The 24,064-nt window shown below is 77.1% G+C and carries 5 protein-coding genes and 1 pseudogene; 4 read left to right on the forward strand and 2 right to left on the reverse strand.

Annotated features, from left to right (window positions below):
• Nucleotides 1-3 precede the first annotated feature (3 nt).
• The 4 genes and pseudogenes from sbnB to BM242_RS10305 form a co-directional block, all read left to right on the forward strand.
• A complete protein-coding gene (gene sbnB, locus BM242_RS10290) occupies nucleotides 4-1,005 on the forward strand; it encodes a 2,3-diaminopropionate biosynthesis protein SbnB (protein ID WP_093838437.1) in 1,002 nt (333 codons plus the stop codon).
• Nucleotides 999-1,943: an ornithine carbamoyltransferase gene (locus tag BM242_RS10295; RefSeq protein WP_093838438.1), complete on the forward strand. Its 945-nt coding sequence runs from the start codon at nucleotides 999-1,001 to the stop codon at nucleotides 1,941-1,943. Before sbnB ends, BM242_RS10295 begins: the two co-directional genes overlap by 7 nt.
• A 218-nt stretch (nucleotides 1,944-2,161) precedes the next feature.
• Nucleotides 2,162-10,582 carry a type I polyketide synthase gene (locus BM242_RS10300; protein ID WP_093838439.1) on the forward strand — a complete coding sequence of 2,807 codons (8,421 nt, stop codon included), beginning with the start codon at nucleotides 2,162-2,164 and terminating at the stop codon, nucleotides 10,580-10,582.
• A 74-nt stretch (nucleotides 10,583-10,656) separates the two neighbouring features.
• Nucleotides 10,657-16,185 (forward strand): annotated as a pseudogene (locus BM242_RS10305) (type I polyketide synthase); the annotation flags it as partial.
• A gap of 117 nt (nucleotides 16,186-16,302) precedes the next feature.
• On the opposite strand, the gene BM242_RS10310 reads toward BM242_RS10305, so the two are convergent.
• Nucleotides 16,303-20,415, reverse strand: a complete 4,113-nt coding sequence (locus BM242_RS10310) for a condensation domain-containing protein (protein ID WP_093838441.1) — start codon at nucleotides 20,413-20,415, stop codon at nucleotides 16,303-16,305.
• A 144-nt stretch (nucleotides 20,416-20,559) separates the two neighbouring features.
• Nucleotides 20,560-24,060 (reverse strand): amino acid adenylation domain-containing protein, encoded by a 3,501-nt coding sequence (locus BM242_RS10315; protein WP_245833984.1) that lies wholly within the window; start codon nucleotides 24,058-24,060, stop codon nucleotides 20,560-20,562.
• Between the last annotated feature and the right edge of the window lie 4 nt (nucleotides 24,061-24,064).

The following is a 24,064-nucleotide window of genomic DNA, read 5'->3' on the forward strand; positions in this document are numbered from 1 at the left end:
CCCATGCTTCCCTTCCACATCATGGGCGGAAAGGCGGTGCGTGCGGTCATCGGCCGCTCCCGCCCCCGGATCACCGCCGCGGTCGACGACGCCTACCGCGCCCACCACCGGGGCGACACGGTCAACCCGGACAGCTACTTCATGCGCTTCCCGGACAAGCCGGAGGCGCGCATCATCGCCCTGCCCGCCCTGCTGCGCGGCACGCCGCCGGTGGCCGGGCTGAAGTGGATCGGCAGCTTCCCGGCGAATGTGGCGCACAACCTGCCGCGGGCCTCGGCGGTGCTGATCCTCAACGACTTCGGCACCGGCTATCCCTTCGCATGCCTGGAGGCCTCGCAGATCAGCGCGGCCCGCACGGCCGCCTCCGCGGCGCTGGCCGCCGGGCAGCTGCACGGGACGCGCCGGGCGGACCGGGTGGCGGTGGTCGGCGCCGGCGTCATCTCCCGCACCGTGCTGGAGTTTCTGCGCGACCTCGGCTGGACGGCCGGTGACGTGGTGGTGCACGACACCGTGCCCGACTACGCCGGGAAGGCGGCGCAGTACGCGCGTGAGCTGGGCTTCCCCGCCCGCACCGGGGACACGCTGCGCGGGACGTGCGCGGACGCGGACGTGGTCGTGCTGGCCACCACCGCCACCGTGCCCTACATCACCGAACCGGGATTCTTCGCACCCGGCCAGACGGTGCTGAACATCTCGCTGCGGGACATCGGACCGGAGCTGATCGCGGACGCGCACAACATCCTGGACGACGTCGAGCACTGCCTGCGCGCCGGCACCTCGCCGCATCTGGCGGTGGAGAAGTTCGGGACCCGCGAGTTCATCGACGGCACCCTCACCGGCCTGACGCTGGGGGAATTCGCGGTCGGCCGCGACAAGCCGCTGATCTTCTCCCCGTTCGGCCTGGGGGTGCTCGACATCGCGGTGGGCGTGGAGGTGCTGGCCGCGGGCCGCGCGGACGGCACGGCGCAGGCGGTCGCCGATTTCTTCGAGGAGTCACGATGGTGAGACGGGCCCGGCATCTTCTCTCGCTGTCCGACCTGCCGGACGGCGAACTGCGCGCCATGCTGGACCGGGCCACCGGCCACGCCCGGCGCGCCGCGGCGGGCCGGCCGGCCGAGCCGACCCTGGCCGGGGCCGTGGTGGGGGTGTACTTCCGCCGCACCTCGACGCGGACCCGTACCGCGTTCTCGTCCGGAGCGCTCCGGCTGGGCGGCGGCCTGATCACCTACGGCCCGCAGGATCTGCAGACCAACACCGGGGAGACCAGCGAGGACACCGGCCGGGTGATGGCCGGCATGCTCGACCTGCTGGTCGCCAGGACCGCCGACGATCCCGGGGAGATGCGCGGCTGGGCGGCCGGGCAGCGGCGGATGGCGGTGATCAACGCGATGAACGCGGAGGAACACCCCACGCAGGCCCTGGCCGACCTCACCACGCTGGCGCTGCACTTCGGCGCGGTGGAAGGGCTGCGCCTGCTGTACGTCGGCGAGGGCAACAACACCGCCGCGGCGCTCGCGCTCGGCCTGAGCCGCTTCCGCGGCCTGCTGCTGGATCTGCGCACCCCGCCCGGCTACGGGCTGCAGCCCGGGGTGCTGGCGCGGGCACGGGCGCAGGCGGAGACAGCCGGCGCGGTCGTCACCGAGCGGCACGACCTGGACGATCTGCCGGCCGGCCTGGATGTGGTCTACACCACGCGCTGGCAGACGACCGGGACGACCAAGCCGGACCCCGACTGGCGCTCGGTGTTCGCCCCGTTCCATGTCGGGCCGGAGCTGATGGCCCGCGCTCCCAAGGCGGTGTTCCTGCACGACCTGCCCGCCCACCGCGGTGAGGAGGTCGCCGCGCAGGTGCTGGACGGACCGGACAGCCTCGCCTTCGCCCAGGCGGAGAACAAGCTGTACAGCGCCATGGCGGTGCTGGAGTGGTGCCATGGCCTCGACTGACGGCCCGGCCCGCCCGGCCCGCCCGGCCCGCCCGGCCCGCCGGCGTCCGGCGGCGCGAGCGGCGCGGCGGTAGTTCCCCAGGCCCGTGCCGCGCGGCCCGGTCACCGCGCAGGCGACCGCGGCCGACGGCCCGGTGCCGGCCCCGTGAAGAAGGCGCCCCGCGGCGACGGCGACGCGACAACCGCCGCGAAGACGGGCGACAGGAAGAAAGGTGGGTCATGTCCGAGTCCGCTCAGACTCCCGGGTCCCCGGCCGGAGAGCCCGTGGCCGTGATCGGCATGGCCTGCCGCCTCCCCGGCGCCGACACCCCCGAGGCGTTCTGGCGGCTGCTGCGCGAGGGCCGCGAGACCGTCGGCCCGGCCCCGGCGGACCGCCGCCCGGACGACCGCGCGGGCCGGCCGGCCCGCGGCGGCTACCTGCCCGGCGTCGACCGCTTCGACGCCGCGTTCTTCGGAATCTCCCCCGCCGAGGCCGCGGCGATGGACCCGCAGCAGCGGCTGATGCTGGAACTCGCCTGGGAGGCGCTGGAACACGCCCGGATCGTCCCCGGCACGCTGGCCGGCAGCCGCACCTCGGTCGTGGCCGGTGCCATCACCGGCGACTACGCGGTGCTGCACGACCGGCACCGCCCCGGCAGCCGCCACGAGGTCACGGGCACCCACCGCGGCATGATCGCCAACCGGGTCTCGCACCTGCTCGGGCTGCACGGCCCGAGCCTGACCATCGACTGCGGGCAGTCCTCCTCGCTCGTCGCCGTGCACCTGGCCTGCGAGGAACTGCGCCGCGGCACCGCCGCGCTCGCCCTGGCCGGCGGCGTCAACCTCAACCTCCTCCCGGAGGCCGACGAGGCGCTGCGCCGTCTCGGCGCCCTCTCCCCGGACGGCCGCTGCCGCACCTTCGACGGCGGCGCCAACGGCTATGTCCGCGGCGAGGGCGGCGGCCTGGTGGTGCTCAAGCCGCTGTCCGCCGCACTGGCGGACGGCGACCCGGTGCACGCCGTGGTGCTGGGCGGCGCGGTGAACAGCGGCACCGGCGGGCAGCTGACGGTCCCGGACGCGGGGGCGCAGCGCCGGGTGGTCGAGGACGCGTGCCGGGCGGCCGGGGTGGCGCCGGCCGAGGTCGCCTACGTCGAACTGCACGGCACCGGTACCCCGGTGGGCGACCCGGTGGAGGCGGCCGGACTGGGCGCCGCGCTGGGCACCCGCCGGGCCGCGGCCGGGCTGCCGCCGCTGCTGGTCGGCTCGGCCAAGACCAATGTCGGGCATCTGGAGGGCGCCGCCGGGGTGACCGGGCTGCTGAAGACGGTCCTGGCGCTGCGGCACGGCACGCTGCCGCCGAGCCTGCACTTCACCGGGCCGCCCGTGGACATCCCGCTGGACGAACTGGGCCTGGAGGTGGTCACCCGGGAACGGCCCTGGCCGGCCGGCGCGGTCGCCGGGGTGAGCGCCTTCGGCATGGGCGGCAGCAACTGCCATCTGCTGCTCGCCCCGCCGCCCGCCGGCACCGCGGCCGGCGAGGACCCGGGCCCCGGCGACCGGGCGGCCGGCGCCGCGGAGCAGGGCTCGCCCATGGTGTGGACGCTGTCGGCCCGCAGCCCGGCCGCGCTGCGCGGCCAGGCCGCCCGGCTGCTCGCCCAGCTGCGCGACAACCAGGAACCGGAACCGGGGTCCGGGCCGGGGCCGCGACCGCAGGACGTGGCCCTGTCCCTGCTGCGCACCCGCACCCGGTTCGAGCACCGTGCCGTGATCACCGGCGCGGACGCGGCAGAGCTGACCGCCGGGGTGACCGCGCTCGCCGAGGACCTGCCCTCCGCCTCGGTCACCGTGGGGCGGGCGCTGGAGGGCGGCCGGGTCCTCGTCTTCCCCGGCGACGGCGGGCAGTGGTCCGGGGCGGCCCGCGGGCTGCTGGACGCACCCGGCCCGTTCGCCGCCAGACTGGGCGAGTGCGCCGCCGCGCTGGCCCCGCACACCGGCTACGACCTGCTCCAGGTGGTGCGCGGCGCGCCCGGTGCGCCCGGCCCGGACCGTGCGGATGTGCGCCGGCCCGCGCTGTGGGCGATGGCCGTCGCCCTGGCCGAGGTGTGGCGGACCCGCGGGGTGCGGCCGGACGCGGTGCTCGGCCAGGGCGAGGGCGAACTCGCCGCGGCCACCGTGGCCGGCGCGCTGGACCTGGCCGACGCGGCCCGGCTGGCGGCGGCGCCGGACCGTCCGTCCGCCGCCCTGGACGGCATCCGCCCCCGCCCGGCGGACATCCCCTGCTACTCCTCGCTCACCGGCGGCCCGGTGGACACCGCCGCTCTGGACGCCGGCCACTGGTACCGGGCACCGCACCGCGCGCCGCGGCTGGAGGACGCCGTGCGCGCCGCGCTGGCCGACGGCGGCGCGCTGTTCCTGGCATGCGGCCCGCATCCGCACCCGCGGCTGACCGGGCCGATCGGGCGGCTCGCCCGGCAGGCCGGGCGGGAGGCGGTGACCGTGGCCACCCTGCCCCCGGGGACCGGCCTCGGCCCGTGGCAGCAGGCCCGGCTGCTGCGCGGCCTGGCCGAGGCCCATGTGCACGGCGCCGATGTGGACTGGGCGCCGGAGGCGGACCGGCCCGGCGCCCGCCCGGCCGACCTGCCGCGCTACGCTTTCCAGCGCACCCGGCACTGGCTGGCGGCCGGCACCCCCGGCGCCGCTCCCGACGGCGCCGCCCGCCCCCCGGCCGGGCCCGAAGCCCGCGGCGAAGAACCCCGCCCCGCCCCCGCCGCCGGGTCCGGCACCTCCGGTGACGAGGCGCCCCCCGGTGCCGGCCCCCGGGCCGCCGAGGTGCCCGCCCTGGTGGCCGCGGCCACCGCGGCCGTACTCGGGCACTCCGATCCCGCGGCCGTGGAGACCGGCCGCAGCTTCCGCGACCTGGGACTGGACTCCCAGGGCACCGTGGAGCTGGTCGCCCGGCTGCAGGCCGCCACCGGGCTGCCGCTGCCCAGCACCCTGCTCTTCGACCACCCCAGCCCGCGCCGGGTCGCCGAGCATCTGGCGGCATGGCTGGGCGGCCCGCGCCAGAACGCGGACCCGGACCGCCCGGACCGCCCGGACGGCCCCGCCGCCGGCCCGGCCCGGGAGGGCGGGGACGAGGCGGCCGACGCCGATCCCATCGCCGTCGTGGCGATGGGCTGCCGCTTTCCGGGCGGCATCACCGACCCCGCCGGGCTGTGGCGGCTGGTCGCCGACCGTGCCCACGCCATGACCCCGCTGCCCGGCGACCGCGGCTGGGACCTCGACGAACTCCTCGGCGACCAGGACCGGCCCGGTACCTGCGCGGCCCGGGTCGGCGGTTTCCTGCACGACGCGCCCGACTTCGACGCCGCGTTCTTCGGCCTCAGCCCGCGCGAGGCACTGGCCATGGACCCCCAGCAGCGGCTGCTGCTGGAGATCTCCTGGGAGGCCCTGGAACGGGCCGGCATCGAGCCGGGCCGCCTGGCCGGCCGCCGGGTCGGCGTCTACGCCGGGGCGATGGCCTCCGACTACGGGCCGCGGCTGCATCGCGGCGGCGGCTCCGACGGGCATCTGCTCACCGGCACCGCCGCCAGTGTGATCTCCGGCCGGATCGCCTACACCCTGGGCCTGCGCGGCCCGGCGCTGACGGTGGACACCGCCTGTTCCTCCTCGCTGGTCGCCGTGCACCTGGCGGTGCGCGCGCTGCGCCGCGGGGAGTGCGAGCTGGCCCTGGCCGGCGGCGTCACGGTGATGTCCACCCCGGGGCTGCTGGTGGAGTTCAGCCGGCAGCGCGGCCTGGCCCCCGACGGCCATGCCAAGCCGTTCGCGGCCGGCGCCGACGGCACCTCCTTCGCCGAGGGCGCGGGCGTACTGCTGCTGGAGCGGCTCTCCGCCGCCCGCCGCAACGGCCACCCGGTGCTGGCGCTGATCCGCGGCACGGCCGTCAACCAGGACGGCGCCAGCAACGGCCTGACCGCGCCCGACGGCCAGGCGCAGCGCCAGGTCATCCGGCAGGCACTGGCCGACGCCGGGCTGACCGCGGACGGGGTGCGGGCCGTCGAGGCGCACGGCACCGGTACCCGGCTGGGTGACCCGGTGGAGGCCAACGCGCTGACCGCCATCTACGGCGCCCCGGCCGCCGCGCACGCCGGGCCGGTGTGGGTGGGCTCGGTCAAGGCCAACATCGGCCACACCCAGGCCGCGGCGGGCGTGGCCGGAGTGATCAAGATGGTGGAGGCGCTGCGCCGGGAGACGCTGCCCGCGAGCCTGCACGCCGACCGGCCCACCCCGCGCGCCGACTGGGGGGCGGGCCGGGTGCGGCTGCTGGCCGAGGAGCGGCCGTGGCCGGCCCGGGAGGGCGGCCCGCCGCGGCGGGCCGCGGTCTCGTCCTTCGGGATCAGCGGCACCAACGCCCATCTGATCCTGGAGGAACCACCCCCCGGCCACCAGTCCGGCCACCGGCCCGCCCTGCCCGCCGCTGCGGCGGACACCGCCGCGGTGCCCCTGGTCTGGCCGGTCACCGCCCGCTCCGCCGCCGCGCTGCGCCGGCAGGCCACCCGGCTGGCCGCCGCCACCGCCGATCCCGCCGCCGATCCCGCAGACGCCGCCCGCACCCTGGCGGGCCGGAGCGCGTTCGAGCACCGCGCCGTGGTGCTCGGCACCACCGGCGAGGAACTGCGCGCCGGTCTCGGCGCGCTGGCCGCCGGCCCCGGCCGCGAGACCGCCCCCGGCCTGGTCACCGGCATCGCACGGCGCCGCGCCCGGACCGCGGTGCTGTTCAGCGGCCAGGGCGCGCAGCTCCCGGGGATGGGCCGGGAGCTGTACCGGGCGTTCCCGGTGTTCGCGGCGGCGCTGGACGAGGTGTGCGAGGCGCTGGACCCGCATCTGGAGCGTCCCTTGCGGGAGGTGATGTGGGCCGGTCCGGACAGCCCGGAGGCCGCGCTGCTGGACCGCACCCGCTACGCCCAGCCCGCCCTGTTCGCCCACCAGACCGCGCTGTGGAGGCTGCTGCGGTCCTTCGGGGTGACCGCGGACGCCGTCGCCGGGCACTCCGTCGGCGAATACGCCGCGGCCCTCGCGGCCGGGGTCTGGGACCTGCCGGACGCCGCCCGGCTGGTGGCCGTGCGCGGCCGGCTGATGGACGCGCTGCCGCCCGGCGGCGCCATGGTGGCCATCGCCGCCGGACCCGAGGAGGTCGCCCCCACGCTGGCCGGCCGGGAGCACCTGGTGCAGATCGCCGCCGTCAACGGCCCGCGCAGCGTGGTGGTCTCGGGAGAGGCGGCGGCCTGCGCGGCGGTCGCCGAGCTGTGGGCCGGACGCGGCCGGCGGGTCCGGCCGCTGACCGTCAGCCACGCCTTCCACTCACCGCTGATGGAACCGGTGCTGGCCGACTTCCGCCGGGAGATCGGGACCATTGCCCCGGCCGAGCCCGCGCTGCACCACGAACCCACCGCCGACACCGGTCTGCCCTGGACCGACCCCGGCTACTGGGTGGCGCAGATCCGCACGTCCGTGCTCTTCGGCCCGGCGGTCGGCCGGCTGGCCGGGGCCGGGACCGGCCTCTTCCTGGAGGCCGGTCCGCAGGCGCAGTTGGCCGGCGCGGTCCGGGAATGCCTGGCCGGAGCGGAACCGGGGCGGCCCGCCGCCGCGACGGCCACGGTCGCCGCCCTCGCCCGGCGCGGCCGGGGCGAGGCCGAGGCCCTGCTGCGCGGACTCGCCGAGTCCTTCACCGCCGGGGCCGCGGTGGACTGGACGGCGGTACTGCCCCCGGGCCCCCGGGCCGAACTGCCCACCTATGCCTTCGACCGGCAGCGCTTCTGGCTCACCGACCCCGCCGACACCGCCGCCGAACCCGCCGCCGACCCCGCCGCCGGCACCGCGGGCAACAGCGCCGGCGGCGCCGGGCCGGCGGCCCGCGTCCGCACCACCGCGGTCGCCTCCGGCGGCGGCCTGCTGCTGGACGGCCGGATCTCCCGGCAGTCCGCACCCTGGCTGCCGGACCACGCCATCGGCGGTACCGAGGTGGTGCCGGGCACCGCGCTGCTTGACCTGGCCCTCGCCGCGGCTTCGGCCGCCGGGGCGCCCGGGGTGGCGACGCTGACCCTGACCGCCCCGCTGCCGCTGCCCGCCCGGGGCTCGGTGCGGATACAGGCCGCGGTCGGCGGCCGGGACGAAGCCGACGAACACGGCCGCCGCACCCTGACCGTGCACGCCGAGGCGCCCGGCGGAGACGGTTCCTGGACCCTGCACGCCACCGGCCGCACCGCGGCCGGGGGCAGCCGGCCGGCGGACGACGGGGACCCGGAGCCGTCCGACGGCCGGCCGCCGGCGGACGCCGAGCCGCTGGACCTGTCGGGCGCCTACGAGCGGCTGGCCCGGGCGGGCTACGGCTACGGCCCGGCGTTCCGCGGCCTGACCGCCGCCTGGCGGCACGGCGAGGACCGGTACGCCGAAGTACGGCTGCCCGCCGCGTCCCGGGCCGGCCACGCCGCGCACCCCGCACTGCTCGACGCCGCGCTCCATGTGCTGCTGCTGCGGTCCGTCCCGGAGGGCGGGCCCGGGCCCCGGCCGGTGCCGTTCGCCTTCACCGACGCGGCCGTCGCCGCGCCGGGCGCCCGGCTGCTGCGGGTACGGCTGACGCCCGTGGCGGGCAGCGAGGACACCCACCGGATCAGCCTGTGGGACGAGACCGGCCGCCCGGCGGGCGGTCTGACCGTGACCCTGCGGCACGCCGGCGACGGCTTCGGCCGGGCGGCCGGCGGCCTCTACCGGCTGGTCTGGACCCCGGCGGGCGGCAGCACGGGCGGCCCCGCCGCCGACCCCGTCGCCGGCCCTGCCGCCGCGGGCCCGGTCGCGGTGCTGGACACCGGGGCGGAGGCGGCACGGATCGCCGGGCTGCTGCCCGGGGCGAAGCTGCTGCCCGATCTGGACGCGGCCGTCGCCGGTGGCCCGGCCCCGGTGGTGGTGGCCCCGGGCCTGGACCTCGCCGGGCCGGGCGAGGAGACGCCCACGGCGGTGCGGCGGGTGCTGGGGCGGGCCCTGGAGCTGGTGCGGCGGCGGGCCACCGAGCCCGGACTGGCCCGCACCCGGCTGCTGTTCACCGCCGACCCGGACACCCTGACCGGCGGTCCGCTGTGGGCGCTGGTGCGCTCCGCGCAGACCGAGCTGCCCGGGGCCTTCGGCCTGGCCCGGGTGCCCGAGGGCGCCCCCTGGCCGGCCGCGGACGACGAACCGCAGCTCGCCTCCGGCCCGGACGGCCCGCTGATCCCCCGGCTGACCCCCTGGCCCGCGCCCGCCGCCGGCGGCGAAGCGGCGGAAGGGGCGTCCGCGGAAGGGGTGTCCGCGGAAGGGGCGTTCGCGGAGGGGACGGTGCTGGTGACCGGAGGGACCGGCGGGCTCGGCGGCCTGCTCGCCCAGCACCTGGCCCGGCGGCACGGGGCCCGGGATCTGCTGCTGGTCTCCCGGCGCGGCCCCGCCGCGCCCGGGGCGGCCGGGCTGCGGGCCCGGCTGGAGGAGACCGGTGCCCGGGTGCGGATCGCCGCCTGCGACGTCGCCGACCGCGAGGCGCTGGCCGCGCTGCTGGCCTCGGTGCCCGCCGACCGGCCGCTGACCGCGGTGGTGCACACCGCCGGGGTGCTGGACGACGGCCGGGTGACCGCCGTGGACGCCGGGCGGCTGGACACCGTGCTGCGGCCCAAGGCCGACGCCGCCTGGGCGCTGCACGAACTGACCGCCGGCACACCGCTGCGCGCCTTTGTCCTGTACTCCTCGGTGGCGGGCGTGCTGGGCACCGCGGGACAGGCCAACTACGCCGCGGCCAACGGTTTCCTGGACGCGCTCGCCGCCCACCGCCGGGCCGCCGGGCTGCCCGCGCTCTCCCTCGCCTGGGGGCTGTGGCCGGCCGAGGCGGGCATGGCGTCCCAGCTCACCGGGACGGACATCGACCGGCTGGCCAGGACCGGAACGGTGCCGCTGGACCGGTCCGCCGCACTGGCGCTGTTCGACGCGGCCCTCGGCTCCGCACCGGCCGACGGCCGGCTGGTCGCCGCCCGCTGGACCGCCGGCCCGCTGCCGGCCGGCGCGCCGGCGGTGCTGCGCGGTCTGTTCCCGCCGGCCGCCCAGGCCCCGCCCCCGCCCCCGCAGCCGGCCGCGTCCGGGTCCGCTCCGGCCCCGGCCGCCGTCGTCCCCACCGTGGATTTCGTCCGCGAGCAGGTCGCGGCCGTCCTCGGCCACAGCCGGCCGCAGAGCATCGAGGCGGACCAGCCGTTCACCTCCCTCGGCTTCGACTCCCTGACCGCGGTGGAACTCCAGAACCGCCTGGAGGCCCGCACCGGGCTGCCGCTGCCCACGACGCTGCTCTTCGACCATCCGACCGTCGCGGATGTGGCCGCCCATCTGTCCGGTCTTGCCTCCCGCTCCGCGGCCGGGGACAGCCGCCCCGGCACGCTGCGCGAGGCGCTCGACGCCGTGCAGGCACTCGTCGAAGCCGCCGGCAACGCCGGCAACGCGGCGCAGGACCCCGGCGCCCGCGAAGCCGCCGAGTCCGCGCTGCAGCAGGCCCTGGACCGGCTCCGCAGCGGTCGCGCCGCCCCGGAGCTGCCGGGAGACCTCGGACAGGTCAGCGACGAGGACCTGTTCGCATTCATCGACGACCGGCTCTAGCCGCCGCGGCCCACGACTCACGCACCTTTCGGAGGAAAGACATGGCAACCGAGGAAGAGCTTCGCAGATATCTCCGACGCGTCACCGCGGATCTGGCCGACGCCCGGCGCCGGCTGACCGCCGCCGCGGACCGCGACCACGAGCCCGTCGCCGTGGTCGGGATCGGTTGCCGCTACCCCGGCGGGGTGGAGAGCCCCGACGACCTGTGGCGGCTGGTCGCCTCCGGCACCGACGCCACCAGTGAGTTCCCCCGGAACCGGGGCTGGGACGCGGAGCGGCTCTACCACCCGGACCCCGACTCCCCGGGCACCACCTACACCACCCGCGGCGGTTTTCTGCACGACGCGGGCGATTTCGACGCCCCGTTCTTCCGGATCAGCCCGCGCCAGGCCGCGTGCATCGACCCGCAGCACCGGGTGTTCCTGCAGACCGTGTGGGAGGCGTTCGAGCGGGCCGGTATCGACCCGGGGACGCTGCGCGGCTCCGACACCGGCGTCTGGGCCGGGATCATGTACGAGTACTACTCCGCGCAGTTCTCCGGGGAGGTCCCGCCCGAGGCCGAGGGCTCCCTGCTGGTCTCCAGCACGCCGAGCATGCTGTCCGGCCGGGTCTCCTACACCTTCGGCCTGGAGGGGCCTTCGGTGACGGTGGACACCGCCTGTTCCTCCTCGCTGGTCGCCGTGCACCAGGCGGTGCGGGCGCTGCGGGCCGGCGAGTGCCGGCTGGCGGTCGCCGGCGGGGTGACGGTGATGGCCACGCCGGACGTCTTCGTGGAATTCTCCCGGCAGCGGGCGCTCTCCCCGCACGGCCGCTGCCGGGCGTTCTCCGCCGACGCCGACGGCACCGCCTGGAGCGAGGGCTCCGGGGTCCTGCTGCTGGAACGGCTCGGTGACGCGCTGCGCAACGGGCACCCGGTGCACGGGGTGATCCGGGGTTCGGCGGTCAACCAGGACGGCGCCAGCAACGGCCAGACCGCGCCGAGCGGTTCCGCGCAGCAGCGGGTGATCACCCGCGCGCTGGCCGACGCCCGGCTGACCCCGGCCGAGGTGGACGCGGTCGAGGCGCACGGCACCGCCACTCCGCTCGGCGACCCGATCGAGGCGCACGCGGTGCTCGCCACCTACGGGCGCGGCCGGCCCGAGGACCGGCCGGTGGCGCTGGGGAGCCTGAAGTCGAACATCGGGCACGCCCAGGCCGCGGCGGGCGTCGGCGGCGTGATCAAGATGCTGATGGCCATGCGCCACGGCGTGCTGCCCCGCACCATCCATGTCACCGAGCCGTCGCCGCACATCCGCTGGGGGACCGGCGCGGTGCGGCTGCTGACCGAGGAACAGCCGTGGCCGGCCCGGGCGGACGGCCCGCCGCGGCGGGCCGCGGTCTCGTCCTTCGGGATCAGCGGCACCAACGCCCATGTGGTGCTGGAGGAACCGCCCGCCGCCCCGGACCGGACCGGCACCGGGTCCGGCGCAGGCGCGGACACGGGCGCGGACACGGGCGCGGACACCGGTGCGGACACCGGCGCGCCGGTCGCCTGGCCGGTGTCGGCCGCCTCGGCCACGGCCCTGGCCTCCCAGGCCGGCCGGCTGCACCGCCGGGTGGCCGCCGACCCCGCGGTGCGCCCGGCGGACATCGCCCGCTCGCTGGCCACCACCCGCGCCATCCATGGCCATCGGGCGGTGGTGGTCGGCCGGGACCGTGAAGAGCTGCTGGACCGGCTGGCGGAGCTGGCCCGCGACCCGGATGCCGCCGGGGCGCCGCACGGCCCGGCCGGCGGTCCGGCGGCCCAGGCGGCACCGTCGGCCTTCCTCTTCACCGGCCAGGGCGGCCAGCGGCTCGGCATGGGCCGGGAGCTGTACCGGGCGTTCCCGGTGTTCGCGGCGGCGCTGGACGAGGTGTGCGAGGCGCTGGACCCGCATCTGGAGCGCCCCCTGCGGGAGGTGATGTGGGCCGGTCCGGACAGCCCGGAGGCCGCGCTGCTGGACCGCACCCGCTACACCCAGCCCGCCCTCTTCGCCTACCAGGTGGCCGTCTTCCGGCTGCTTCAGTCGCTGGGTGTCCGCCCCGACCGGGTCGCCGGGCACTCCGTCGGCGAGATCGCCGCCGCCCATGCCGCCGGGGTCTGGGACCTGCCGGACGCCGCCCGGCTGGTGGCCGTGCGCGGCCGGCTGATGGACGCGCTGCCGGCCGGCGGCGCCATGGTGGCCATCGCCGCCGGACCCGAGGAGGTCGCCCCCACGCTGGCCGGCCGGGAGCACCTGGTGCAGATCGCCGCCGTCAACAGCCCCGGTGACGTGGTGATCTCCGGTGACGAGACGGTCTGCCTGGAAATCGCCGAGCAGTGGGCCGCCCGCGGCCGGCGCACCACCCGGCTCACCGTCAGCCATGCCTTCCACTCGCCGCTGATGGCGCCGATGACCGGGGAGTTCGCCGCCGAACTGGCCGAGCTGACCTTCCACACCCCCCGGCTGCCCTACGAGAGCAACCTCGGCCCGGACCGGGAGTGGAACGATCCCCGCTACTGGGTGGACCAGATCGGCGGCCGGGTGGGCTTCGCCGGCCTGGCCGCCCGGCTGGAGGCCGCGGGCACCGCCGTGCATCTGGAGATCGGGCCGCGCCCGGTGCTCTCCGGCATGGTCCGGGCTTGCCTGACCGGCCGGGCGGCGGTCACCGCGGTCTCCCGTGGCTCGACGGCCGAGCCGGAGGCGCTGCTGACCGGTCTCGGCGAGGCATGGACCGCCGGGATGACCGTGGACTGGGCGTCGGCCGCGCCCGGCGGCCGGATCGTGGAGCTGCCCACCTACGCCTTCGACCGGGAACGGTACTGGCTGATCCGGCCGCCGCGGCGCTCGGACGCCGGCGCGCTGGGCCTGGCCGCCCTGCCGCACCCGATGCTGGGCGCCGCCGTGGAGCCCGCCGGGGGCGGCCTGGTGGCCACCGGCCGGTTCGGCGCCGCCGACCTGCCATGGCTGACCGATCACGCCATTGCCGGAACCCCCCTCGTGCCGGCCACCGCGCTGCTGGACGCCGTCGCCGAGGCCGCGTCCCGCAGCGGACTGGACCGGGTGGCGGAGCTGACCTTCGAGACGCCCATGGCGCTGCCCGAGCGCGGCACGCTGGACCTCCAGGTCGCGGTCGACGCGGACGGCGCGGTGCAGGTGCTGGCCCGGACCGACCCGGCGGCCCCCTGGACCCGGCACGCCTCGGGCCGGCTGGCCCCCGACACCGCGCCCGCCGAACGGGACGACGACACTTGCGCGTGGGCCACCGCCTGGCCGCCCGCCGACGCCGAGCCGTTCGATCTGGCCGGCGGCTACGAGCGGCTGGCCGCCGCGGGCTACGAGTACGGCCCGGCGTTCCGCGGCGTGCGGGCCGCCTGGCGGCGCGGCGAAGAACTGTTCGCCGAGGTGGAGGTGGCGGACAGCGCCCGGCACGACGGCTTCGGCCTGCACCCGGTGCTGCTGGACGCGGCCTTCCACCCCTATCTGCTGGCCGCTCTGCCGGACGACGGCGGCGGCGACGGCGGCGACGACGGCGGGCCGGCGGAGCTGCGGCTGCCGTTCAGCTTCCGCGGGCTGCGCCCGGGGGTGACCGGCGCGCGGCGGCTGCGGGTGCGGATCGTCGCCACGGACGCCGACCGGCTGTCGCTGACCGCCGCCGACGAGCACGGTGCGCCGGCGCTGGAGGCCGAGGAACTGCGGGTCCGGGCGGTCTCCCCGGCCGCGCTGTCCGCCGCGGCGGCCGGCTCCGCCGCCGAGGAGGGCTACTACGGGCTGGACTGGACGCCGTCGGCCGTCTCCCCCGGCGGGCCGGCGCGCAGTTGGCGCACGCCGGGCGACGGCGGCCGGGACGCCGCCGACTTCGTGCTGCTGGACTGCGACGCCTCGGCCGCGTCGTCCCCGGACGAGGAGATGCCCGCGGCGGTCCGCCGGATCACCGCCGAGGTGCTGTCGGCGCTCCAGGAGTGGTCCGACGGGATGCGGCACCCCGGTGCCCGGCTGGTGGTCTCCGCCGATCCGGCCCACCCGGTCACGGCCGCGGTCTGGGGGATGGTGCGGTCCGCCCAGCACGAGTACCCCGGCCGGTTCGTGCTGGCCGGCGGCCTGACCGGGGCGGAGCAGCAGACCGCGCGGGAGCTGGTGGCCGCCGCCGCGGACGCCGGCGAGCCCCAGCTGCTGCTGCGCGACGGGGCGCTGCTGGTGCCGCGAGTCGCCCCCCGGACCCCGTCCGCGTCCGGGACCGCGTCCGGGAGCGCGTCCGGGAGCGAAGGCGCCGGGTTCGGGGACGGCACCGTGCTGGTGACCGGCGGCACCGGCGGCCTGGGCGCGCTGGTCGCCCGCCATCTGGTGGCCCGGCACGGGGTACGGCATCTGCTGCTCACCTCGCGCCGCGGCCCGGACGCCCCGGGCGCCGCCGAGCTGGCCGCCGAACTCACCGGGCTCGGCGCCACCGTGCGGATCGAGGCGTGCGACGCCGCGGACCGCGAGGCGCTGGCCGCGCTGCTGGCCTCGGTGCCCGCCGAGCAGCCGCTGACCGGGGTGCTGCACGCGGCCGGCGTACTGGACGACGGAACGCTGACCGGGCAGACCCCCGAGCGGCTGGCCCGGGTGCTGCGGCCCAAGACCGACGCGGCCTGGGCGCTGCACGAGCTGACCGCCGACGCCCCGCTGCGGGCCTTTGTGCTGTTCTCCTCCATCGCCGGGGTGCTGGGCAACGCCGGGCAGACCGGCTACGGCGCGGCGAACGCCTTCCTGGACGCGCTGGCCGCCCGGCGGCGGGCCGAGGGGCGGCCGGCCGTGTCCATCGCCTGGGGCCTGTGGTCCGGGCCCGGCATGGGGGTCCGGCTGGGCGCCGCGGACCGGGCGCGGCTGGCCCGCGCCGGGATCGCCCCGATCAGCGAGGAGCAGGGGCTGCGGCTGCTGGATGTGGTGCTGACCGATCCGGGGGCCGAGCCGGTGGTGGTCGCCTCCCGGTGGAACCTGTCCGGCGCCGACCGGGACGAGCCGGTACCGGCCCTGCTCCAGGGGCTGGTGCGCGGCGGACGCCGCCCGTCCGCCGCCGGTGCCGGAGCCGGTGCCGGGGCCGGACGGGCGGGCCGGCCGGCCGGTGGACTGGCCGCCGCGGCGCGGAAGCTGCCGCCCGCTCAGGCGCTGGAGGCGGTCACCGAGGCGGTCCGCGGCCATGTGGCGGCGGTGCTGGGCCACAGCTCGCCCCAGTCCCTGGACGGCTCGGCCGCGCTGATCGAGATGGGTCTGGACTCGCTGTCGGGGATCGAGCTGCGCGACCGCCTCCAGGCCGACACCGCGCTGGAGCTGGCCGTGACGCTGGTCTTCGAATACCCGACGATCGACACCCTGGCGGGTCATCTGACCGGGCTGCTGGTCCCCGAGCCGCCCGATCCGGTGGAGGCCCTGGAGGAGCTGCTGCACCGGATGACGGAGGAGTTCCGGGCCGCGGAGCCCGGGGTCAGGGAGCGGGCCACCGGGGTGCTGTCCCGGGCGCTGGACCGGCTCGGCGCCGCGGGCGGCGCCCCGGGCTCCGCCGCCGTCGCCCTGGACGGCGCCACCGACGAGGAGATGTTCGCCTTCATCGACTCCCAGTCATGACGGTCATGACGGTCATGACGGCCGCTGCGGTCCTGCGGCGAGGCTGACGGGACGGGCGGCGCGGCCCGGGCCGGTCCCGGCCGCCGCCGCCCGTCCCCGGGGCGCCTGCCCGGGTGCCTAGCCGGCCTGCCCGTCCGCCTCGCGCAGCCGGACCACCGCCTCCCACAGGGTCCGCGGGGTGCGGAACATGTCGAGGAAGGGGAAGTCCTCCGGGATGTGGATGCCGTGGCTCTGCTCCAGTTCCACCAGCATGTTGACCATGCGGAACGAGTCCAGTCCGGCCTCGGCGAGCGGCAGGTCCGCGAACCCGTGCGGCGAGCGCGCGCCGTCGTCCGACGCCGCCCACTCCTCCGGCGAGAGGTCGAGCGCGTCGCGCAGCAGCTCCTCGAAGGCGTCGTCCCAGGGGCGGTCCCCGGACGCTTCTCCCTGCGGGCCGGCGGCGGGGGACTCCACGGGCACCGCCTGGGGGAGTTCCTCGACCGCCAGCATGCCGTCCGGGCCGAGCGGCCACTTCTCGACCACCGCCCACCGCTCCGGGACGAAGCGCCGGGAGAGCCGCCGTCCGGCGAGCGAGCGACGCACCGCGTCCAGGTCCGCCTCCCTTCCCTCGGCCGCCCGCACATAGGCCGTGAGGTGCGCCGTCCCCGTGGCGTCCGGGCGGATGAGGACCCGGCTGTCGAGCACCGAGGGGTGACGGCCGATCAGTTCCTGGACCCGCAGCAGTACCGCCGCGGACCCGTGCGGCCAGCGCGCCGCGGTCTCCCGGTCCAGGTCCGCCGGCCCCAGCAGCTCCAGGGCACCGTCGAGCCCGGTGCGGGCGGCCACCCCGGTGCGGTGCGGTTCCGGCCCGGCGATCCACAGCTCTCCCGGCACCCCGCGCGGCACCGGCAGCCGGTCCGGGCCCAGCACCCGGGCCCTGACCCCGGCGGCGAGGCTCACGGAGCCGGGCTCGGCCGCCGCGGAAGCGGCCTGCGGGGTCCCGGCCAGCCGCCGCACCGCGTCCGCGACCGGACCGGGGCCGGCCAGCACGCCGCCCGCCCAGCGCAGCGGCCGTCCCGCCTCCGGCTGATCCGCGGACAGCCGCAGCCGCACGAGATCGACCGGCCCGTCCGGGCCGAGCGCCATCTCCTCGGCCACCAGCCGGTACAGGTCGAGCAGCACCGGGGCCGCGTCCGCTCCCAGGGTGTGGCTGTCCGCGTTGATGCGCAGCATCCCCGGCACGGTGAAGACGTGCAGGCCGAACTCGTTGGTGTTGTCGTTGTACGTCCGGTCGTGCTCCACCAGGTCGTAGTCCACCTGGCGGAAGTCCAGGTAGTTGAAGAACACGTCCAGCAGGCGGTCACCGCCGCCGAACTCCTGCTGGAGCAGCGGCATCGGGTAGCGGCGGTGCGGCCACAGTGCGGTCAGCCGGTCGTGGACCGCGCGCACCAGATCGCCCCAGGTCCGTGCCCCGGCCGGCATCCGGAAGGGCAGGGTGTTGAGGTACATCCCCAGGACCCGGTCCGCTCCCTCGGTCTCCGGCCGGGCGTCGCACACCAGCCCGGTGAAGAAGTCCTCCGCGCCGCCCAGCAGCCGCATCACGGTGAGATGGAGGGACAGCAGCACCGCCTTGTGGGAGGTGCGGGTCTCCTCGGCCAGCCGGCGCAGCTCGGCGTCCAGGTCCCGCAGGTCGACCAGGTACTGGTGCCGCCGGGGCGCCAGGTGCGGCGGGTCCTGCCAGCTCACCGGCAGGGCGGGCTCCGAGGCCCCCTCCAGCGCCCGCTGCCAGTAGGCGCGGTCTTCCGCGCTCTCCCGGGACCGCGCCTCCGCCGCGATGTAGTCCGCGTACCGGAACGGCACGGGCTCCTGCTGGTCCTGCTGGTCCTGCTGGTCCTGCTGGTCCTGCTGGTCCGGCCGGGCGCCGCCGTCGCGCAGGGCGCGGTAGCGGGTCAGGATCTCCATGAGCATGGTGTGGAAGCTCCATCCCTCCAGGACGGGATGGCATTCGGTGATGGTGAGCCACCACCGCGGCCTGCCGGGCCGCACATGCGCGTGGACCCGGATGAGCGGGGCCCGGGTGACGTCCATCGGCGCACGCCGCTCGGCGGCGCCGAACTCCTTGAGGACCGGCAGCCAGTCCTCCGGCTCGCCCTCCGCCACCGTGGTCACCCCCACGGTGATCGGGGCGGCGCGGTGCACCAGCTGCAACGGAACCGAGTAGCCCCCCAGGTCGAAGGAGGTGCGCAGCACCTCGTGGCGGTCCACCACGGTCTGCACGGCCCGCCGCAGCGCCGCCACATCCAGGGGCGCGTCATCGCGGATGAAGTAGGAGGTGCTGTCCTGGTAGGTGCTGAGCATCGGATTGGTGCGGAGTTCCATCAGCATGCCGAGCTGCACCGCGGCCAGGGGATAGGCGTCCACCACGTCCGCCGGCAGGGCCGCCCGGTCCTCGGGGCCGATCAGGGCGAACGGCTCGACCGGGTCGGGCAGCTGCTCCACCGCCGCGCGCCCGGCGACGGCCGGGACCAGCTCGGCCACCGACTGGTGGGCGAACAGGTCGCCCGCGGCCACGTCCAGACCGCCGGCGCGCAGCCGGCCCGCGAGGGCGACCGCGCGCAGCGAGTCCCCGCCCAGGTCGAAGAAGTTGTCGTCCGGGTCCGGGTTCTCCACACCGAGCACCTCGGACCAGGCCCGGGTCACCAGCTCGGCCACCCGCGCCGCGGGTTCCGCCGCGGGCTGCGGCACCGGCTCCGCCGGGGCCGGCATCTGCGCCGGGACCGGTGCCGGAACCTGTGCCGGAACCTGTGCCGAGGGCGGGCGCCCGGGGTGGCGCACCCCGTCCTCCAGCACCGTGCGCCAGCATTCCGCCCAGGCCGCCGCCGTCGCCTCGTCGATCACCGACGCCGCATACTCCAGACTCGCCGCGAACCGGCCGTCCGGCAGCACCACCGCATGCAGGTTCACATCGAACTTGGGGGTCGGCGCCTCCGCGAGTCCGAGCTGCTCCACCTCAAGGCCCGGCAGCCGGAACAGGTCGTCGTCGGCGGGCGGTTCCATGTCGAACGCCGCCTGGAACAGCGGGTTGACCCCCGGGGCGCGCACCGGTTTGAGGTCGTCCACCACCCAGGCGAACGGGGCGGACCGGTGGTCCAGCGCTTCCAGCAGCGCGCCGCGCACCTCGTCCAGCAGCTCGCCGAAGGACTTCTCCGGGCCCGGACGGGCCCGCACCACCACGGTGTTCACCAGGTATCCGACCGTGTCGGCCAGCTCCGGCGAGGCCCGCAGGGTGACGGGCACCCCGACCGTGATGTCACCGCTGCCGGCGATGCGTCCCAGCGCCGCGTGGAAGGCGGCCAGCAGCACCGCGAACGGGGAGGTGCGGTGTTCCCCGGCGATCGCCCGCACGGCCTGCGACGCCGGTTCCGACACCTCCACCGCCACCCGGCCGCCGCGGCGGTCCGGCCTGCTCGGGCGCGGCCGGTCCAGCGGGAGCGGCAGTTCCGTCACCCCCGCCAGCGCTCCACGCCAGTAGGCCAGATGCGGCTCCAGCCGGCCCTCGGCCAGGCCGGACAGCTCCCGGGCCGCGAAGTCCGCGTACTGCACCGCGACCCCGGGCAGCCCGGGCGGACGCCCGCCGACCCGGGCCGCATACAGTTCGCCCAGCTCGCGGCCGATCTGGCCGGGCCCGTCGCAGGCGATGTGGTGGATGGTCACCGCCATCAGATGCCGCCGCTCGCCCATCGTGATCAGGGTCACCCGCAGCGGCTGCTCGGCCGCCAGGTCGAAGGGCCGGCGGCGCGTCCACTCCGCCACCTGCCGCGCCCGCTCCTCGCGTTGCTCCGGCGGCAGATGCGTCAGATCGATCTCGTGCCAGGCCGGCGCGGCGGCCGGGTCGATGATCTGGACGGCGGAGTCCTGTCCCTGGTGCTGCCCGTCCGGCCCGGCCTCGGCGTAGCGGGTGCGCAGCACCTCGTGCCGGGTGGCCAGATCCGTCCACGCGAGCCGCAGCGCGTCCCGGTCGAGCGGACCGGTGATGCGCAGCAGCCACGACATCAGATAGACCGGGCTTCCGGGGTCCATCCGGTGCAGGAACCACATCTGCCGCTGACCCGCCGAGAGGGGGAAGGGCCGGTCGCGGTCCGCCCTGGGGAGGACCGGCCGGGCCGCCGCCGCGAGTCGCCGGCGGGCCAGGTCCTCCACCGTGCGCGGGGCCGGAGCACCCGGCGGGCCGTCAGCCTGGTGGGGGGTCATCGTGTTGCCTCCTGTGTGGATGCTCAGGACACGTGCCGGCCGCGTCGCGGGCCGTCGCGGGCCCCAGAGGTGTCGGGGGTGTCGGGGTACCAGGGGTGGCCAGGAGTGCCAGAGGTGCCAGCGGTTCCAGGGGTGCCAGTGGTGTCAGCCGGCCGACACGGCCTGTCCGTCCAGCTCCGCCTGGAGCAGCCGTCCGACCTCCTCGGCCAGCGCGGCGGCCGTCGGCCGGTCGAAGAACACCCGCATCGAGACCTCGACCCCGAAAGCGTTCTGGATGTTCCACAGCAGCCTCGCCGCCATCAGCGACGTGCCGCCGTGGCTGAGCACGTTGTCCTCGGGGCCCACGTCGTCCCGCTGGAGCACTTCGCGGATGAAGCCGAGGACCGTGGCCGTCACCAGTGACTCCCCGGAGGTCTCGCCGGTGGTTTCCCCGGCGGCCGGGGCGCCCGCGCCGTCGTCCCCGCGGCCGGCATTGCCGGCGGCGGTGGCGGTGGACTGCGGCAGGGGTGTGCCGACGGGCAGGTCCGGGTCCGCGGCGAACACCGCCGCCAGCGCCCGGAAGCGCTCCGCGAGCTCCCGCGCGGTGTGCTCGGACATCACCTGCACCGCGTACTCCACGGCGCCGCCGAAGCCGCCGGCCCGGTGCGGCCACAGGGTGAGCCCCACATCGGTGCGGGCCACTTTCCAGATCTCGGCCAGCAGCCGCAGGTCGCGTTCGCCGACCTCCTGGCCGACCATCCCGTCGCCGCTCAGCGTGAACAGGGTCTGGAACACCGGGGTGCGGGACTGGTCCCGCTCCGGTTCCACCTCGTTCGCCACCTGCTCGAACGGCACCGCGCCATGCGCGAACGCCTCCCGGCACACCCGGCCGACGCGTTCCACGGCGGTGCGGAAGGACACCTGCGGGTCCAGCCGGGCGCGTATCACCACGACATTGATGAACAGGCCGACGAGGTCGTGCAGTTCGGGCCGGTCGCGGCCGGCGTGCGGGGTCCCGACCCCGAAGTCCCAGTGCCCGGCCGCCCGGGCCAGCAGCACCGTCCACAGGGTGAGGAACACGCTGTGCGCCGACACCCCGGCGGCCCGGCCGGCCGCCAGCAGCGCCTCGCTGTCCCCGGCCGGCAGCGCCACCTCGACGGCGGCGCCCTCGATACCGCGGTACCGCGGCCGTTCCGGTGCCCCGGGCAGCTCCAGCGGCGCCATGCCGTCCAGCGCGGTGCGCCAGTAGCCGAGCTGTTCGGCTGCCACCTCGGGGGTGAGCCGGTCGCGCTGCCAGGCGACGGCGTCCCGGTAGCGCACCGGCAGCCCGGCCAGCGCGGCGGGCCGGCCCCGGCCGGCGGCCTCGACCAGCTCCCGCAGATCGCGTTCGAGCACCCGGGAGGACCAGCCGTCCCCGGCGATGTGGTGGCTCACCACGAGCAGGAGCTGTTCGTCCCCGCCGTCGCGGATCAGGCGGTAGCGCACCGGGGGAGCGGCGGCCAGGTCGAAGCCCTCCGCCAGTGCGGCCCGCGCCTGCCGGACCGCCTCGGCGGGTGTGGTGTCGACGGCCTGGAAGTCCGGGACGACAGGGGCGGGCAGCACGACGGCGTGCAGCCCGTCCGCGTCCATCGCGTAGCGGGTCCGCAGCGGTTCATGGCGGGCGACCAGCAGTTCCACGGCCTCCCGGATGGTCCGCTCGGGGACGGCGGAGGGGAACCAGCACAGGATGGGCAGCAGGTATTCGGGGCTGCCGGGGTTCAGCCGGTCCTGGAGCCAGAAGCGTTCCTGGCCCGGGGAGAGCGGTATCCGGGCCCCGTCGGGCAGCGTGCCGATCGGCCCGGTCCGGGCCACCTCGGTCAGCAGCTCGGCCTGGCGGCGCGGGGTCGCGGCGAAGAACAGCTCCCGGAAGTCGAGCTCCACCCCGGAGGTCTCGGCGAGGACCACGGAGAGCCGGGTCATCAGCAGCGAGTGTCCGCCGAGACGGAAGAAGTCGTCGTCGAGGTCCACCTCGCCGACGCCCAGCACCTCCCGCCAGGCGGCGAGTACCAGCGCCTGCTCGGTGGTCGGGCGGGTGACGGCGGTACCGTCCGCCGCCTCCCCGCCGTTCTCCCGGGCCCGGGCCGGCCGCCGTTCCCAGTCGGGCTCCGGCAGCCGCGAGCGGTCGGTCTTGCCGCTGGCGGTGACCGGCAGCGCCGGGACCGTGGTGATGACGGACGGCACCAGCGACGCGGGCAGCCGCTGCCGCAGGAAGTCCAGGAGGCCGGACGGTTCGCCGCCGCCCGCGGTGACGACCCAGGCGCCCAGCCGGCGCGGCCCGCGCGGATCGTCCACCGGAGCCGCCGCCGCCGCGACCACCGACGGGTGGCGTTCCAGGGCCGCCTCGACCTCGCCGGGTTCGATCCGCACGCCGTTGATCTTCACCTGGGCGTCCGCCCGCCGGACGAAGGACAGCGTGCCGTCCGCGGCCCGGCGCACCAGATCGCCGGTGCGGTACATGCGCGCCCCGGGCGGGCCGGCGGGGTCGGGGAGGAAACGCTCGGCGGTCTGCGCCGGGTCCCCGTGGTAGCCGCGGGCGACCCCGGGACCGGCCGCGTACAGCTCGAACAGCGTGTCCGGGCCGTGCTGCGGCTCGCCGGTGTCCGGGGCGGAGCCGGGCGCGGCCCCGGCGGGCAGCAGCCGCACCCGCATGTTGTCGATCGGCCGGCCGATGGGCACCGGTCCGCTCCGCTGGGCGGGGTCGAACCGGGCCGCGGTGATGTCGATCGAGCACTCGGTGGGCCCGTAGGTGTTCCAGATCTCGACATCGACCCGGCGGCGGACGCGCTCGCACAGCTCGGCGTGCAGCGGCTCACCGGCGCAGCACACCGTGCGCAGGGCGCGGCACTCCTCCAGCCCGGGCTCCGCGGCGAGCAGCCGCAGCAGGGAAGGCACCACCTGGAGGACCGTCGCGCCGGTCTCCCGCAGCGAGGCCACCAGGGCGGTGGCGTCCCGCCCGGCGTCCGGGCTGCCGAAGACCACCGGCGCGCCGGTGACCAGCGGGGCCAGCACCTCCCAGGCCGCGGCGTCGAAGGTGAGCGGGGTCTTCTGCAGGATGCGGTCCGCCGCGGTCAGGCCGAGCGCCTCGATGCCCCACAGCACGCGGTTGGCGATACCGGCGTGCTCGACCACGACGCCCTTGGGCGTGCCCGTCGAGCCGGAGGTGAACACCATGTAGGCGGCGCGCCGGTGCGGCGTCGGGCCGCCTGACACGGTGGGATCCGGCGGCGGGCCCGGCACGTCGGTCCGTACCACCGCCGGCGGTGCCGGTGCTGCGGCGTCGGGGGCGGCGTCGGGGGCGGTCAGGACGGGCGCGTGGTCGGCCAGCAGCACGGTGGCCCCGGCCAGCGCCAGGACCCGGGCCCGGCGTTCCGCGGGCGCCAGCGGATCGACGGGGACGTAAGCCGCGCCGGCCAGCCAGGTGCCCAGCACCGCGGCGACCAGGTCCGGGCCGGGGGCGACCAGAATGCCGACCGCCGACTCCGGGCCGACGCCGTGCACGCGCAGCGCGGCCGCGAGCCGCCCGGCCCGCTCGCCCAGTTCGTGATAGGTGACGGTCCCGTCCGGGGCGATCACGGCGGGGGAGTCCGGGTGTCGCCGGACCGAGTCCAGGATGAGTTCCGGCAGCATGACG

Origin of the sequence: Streptomyces aidingensis (assembly GCF_900112355.1) — a bacterium.
Lineage (GTDB): Bacteria > Actinomycetota > Actinomycetes > Streptomycetales > Streptomycetaceae > Streptomyces > Streptomyces aidingensis.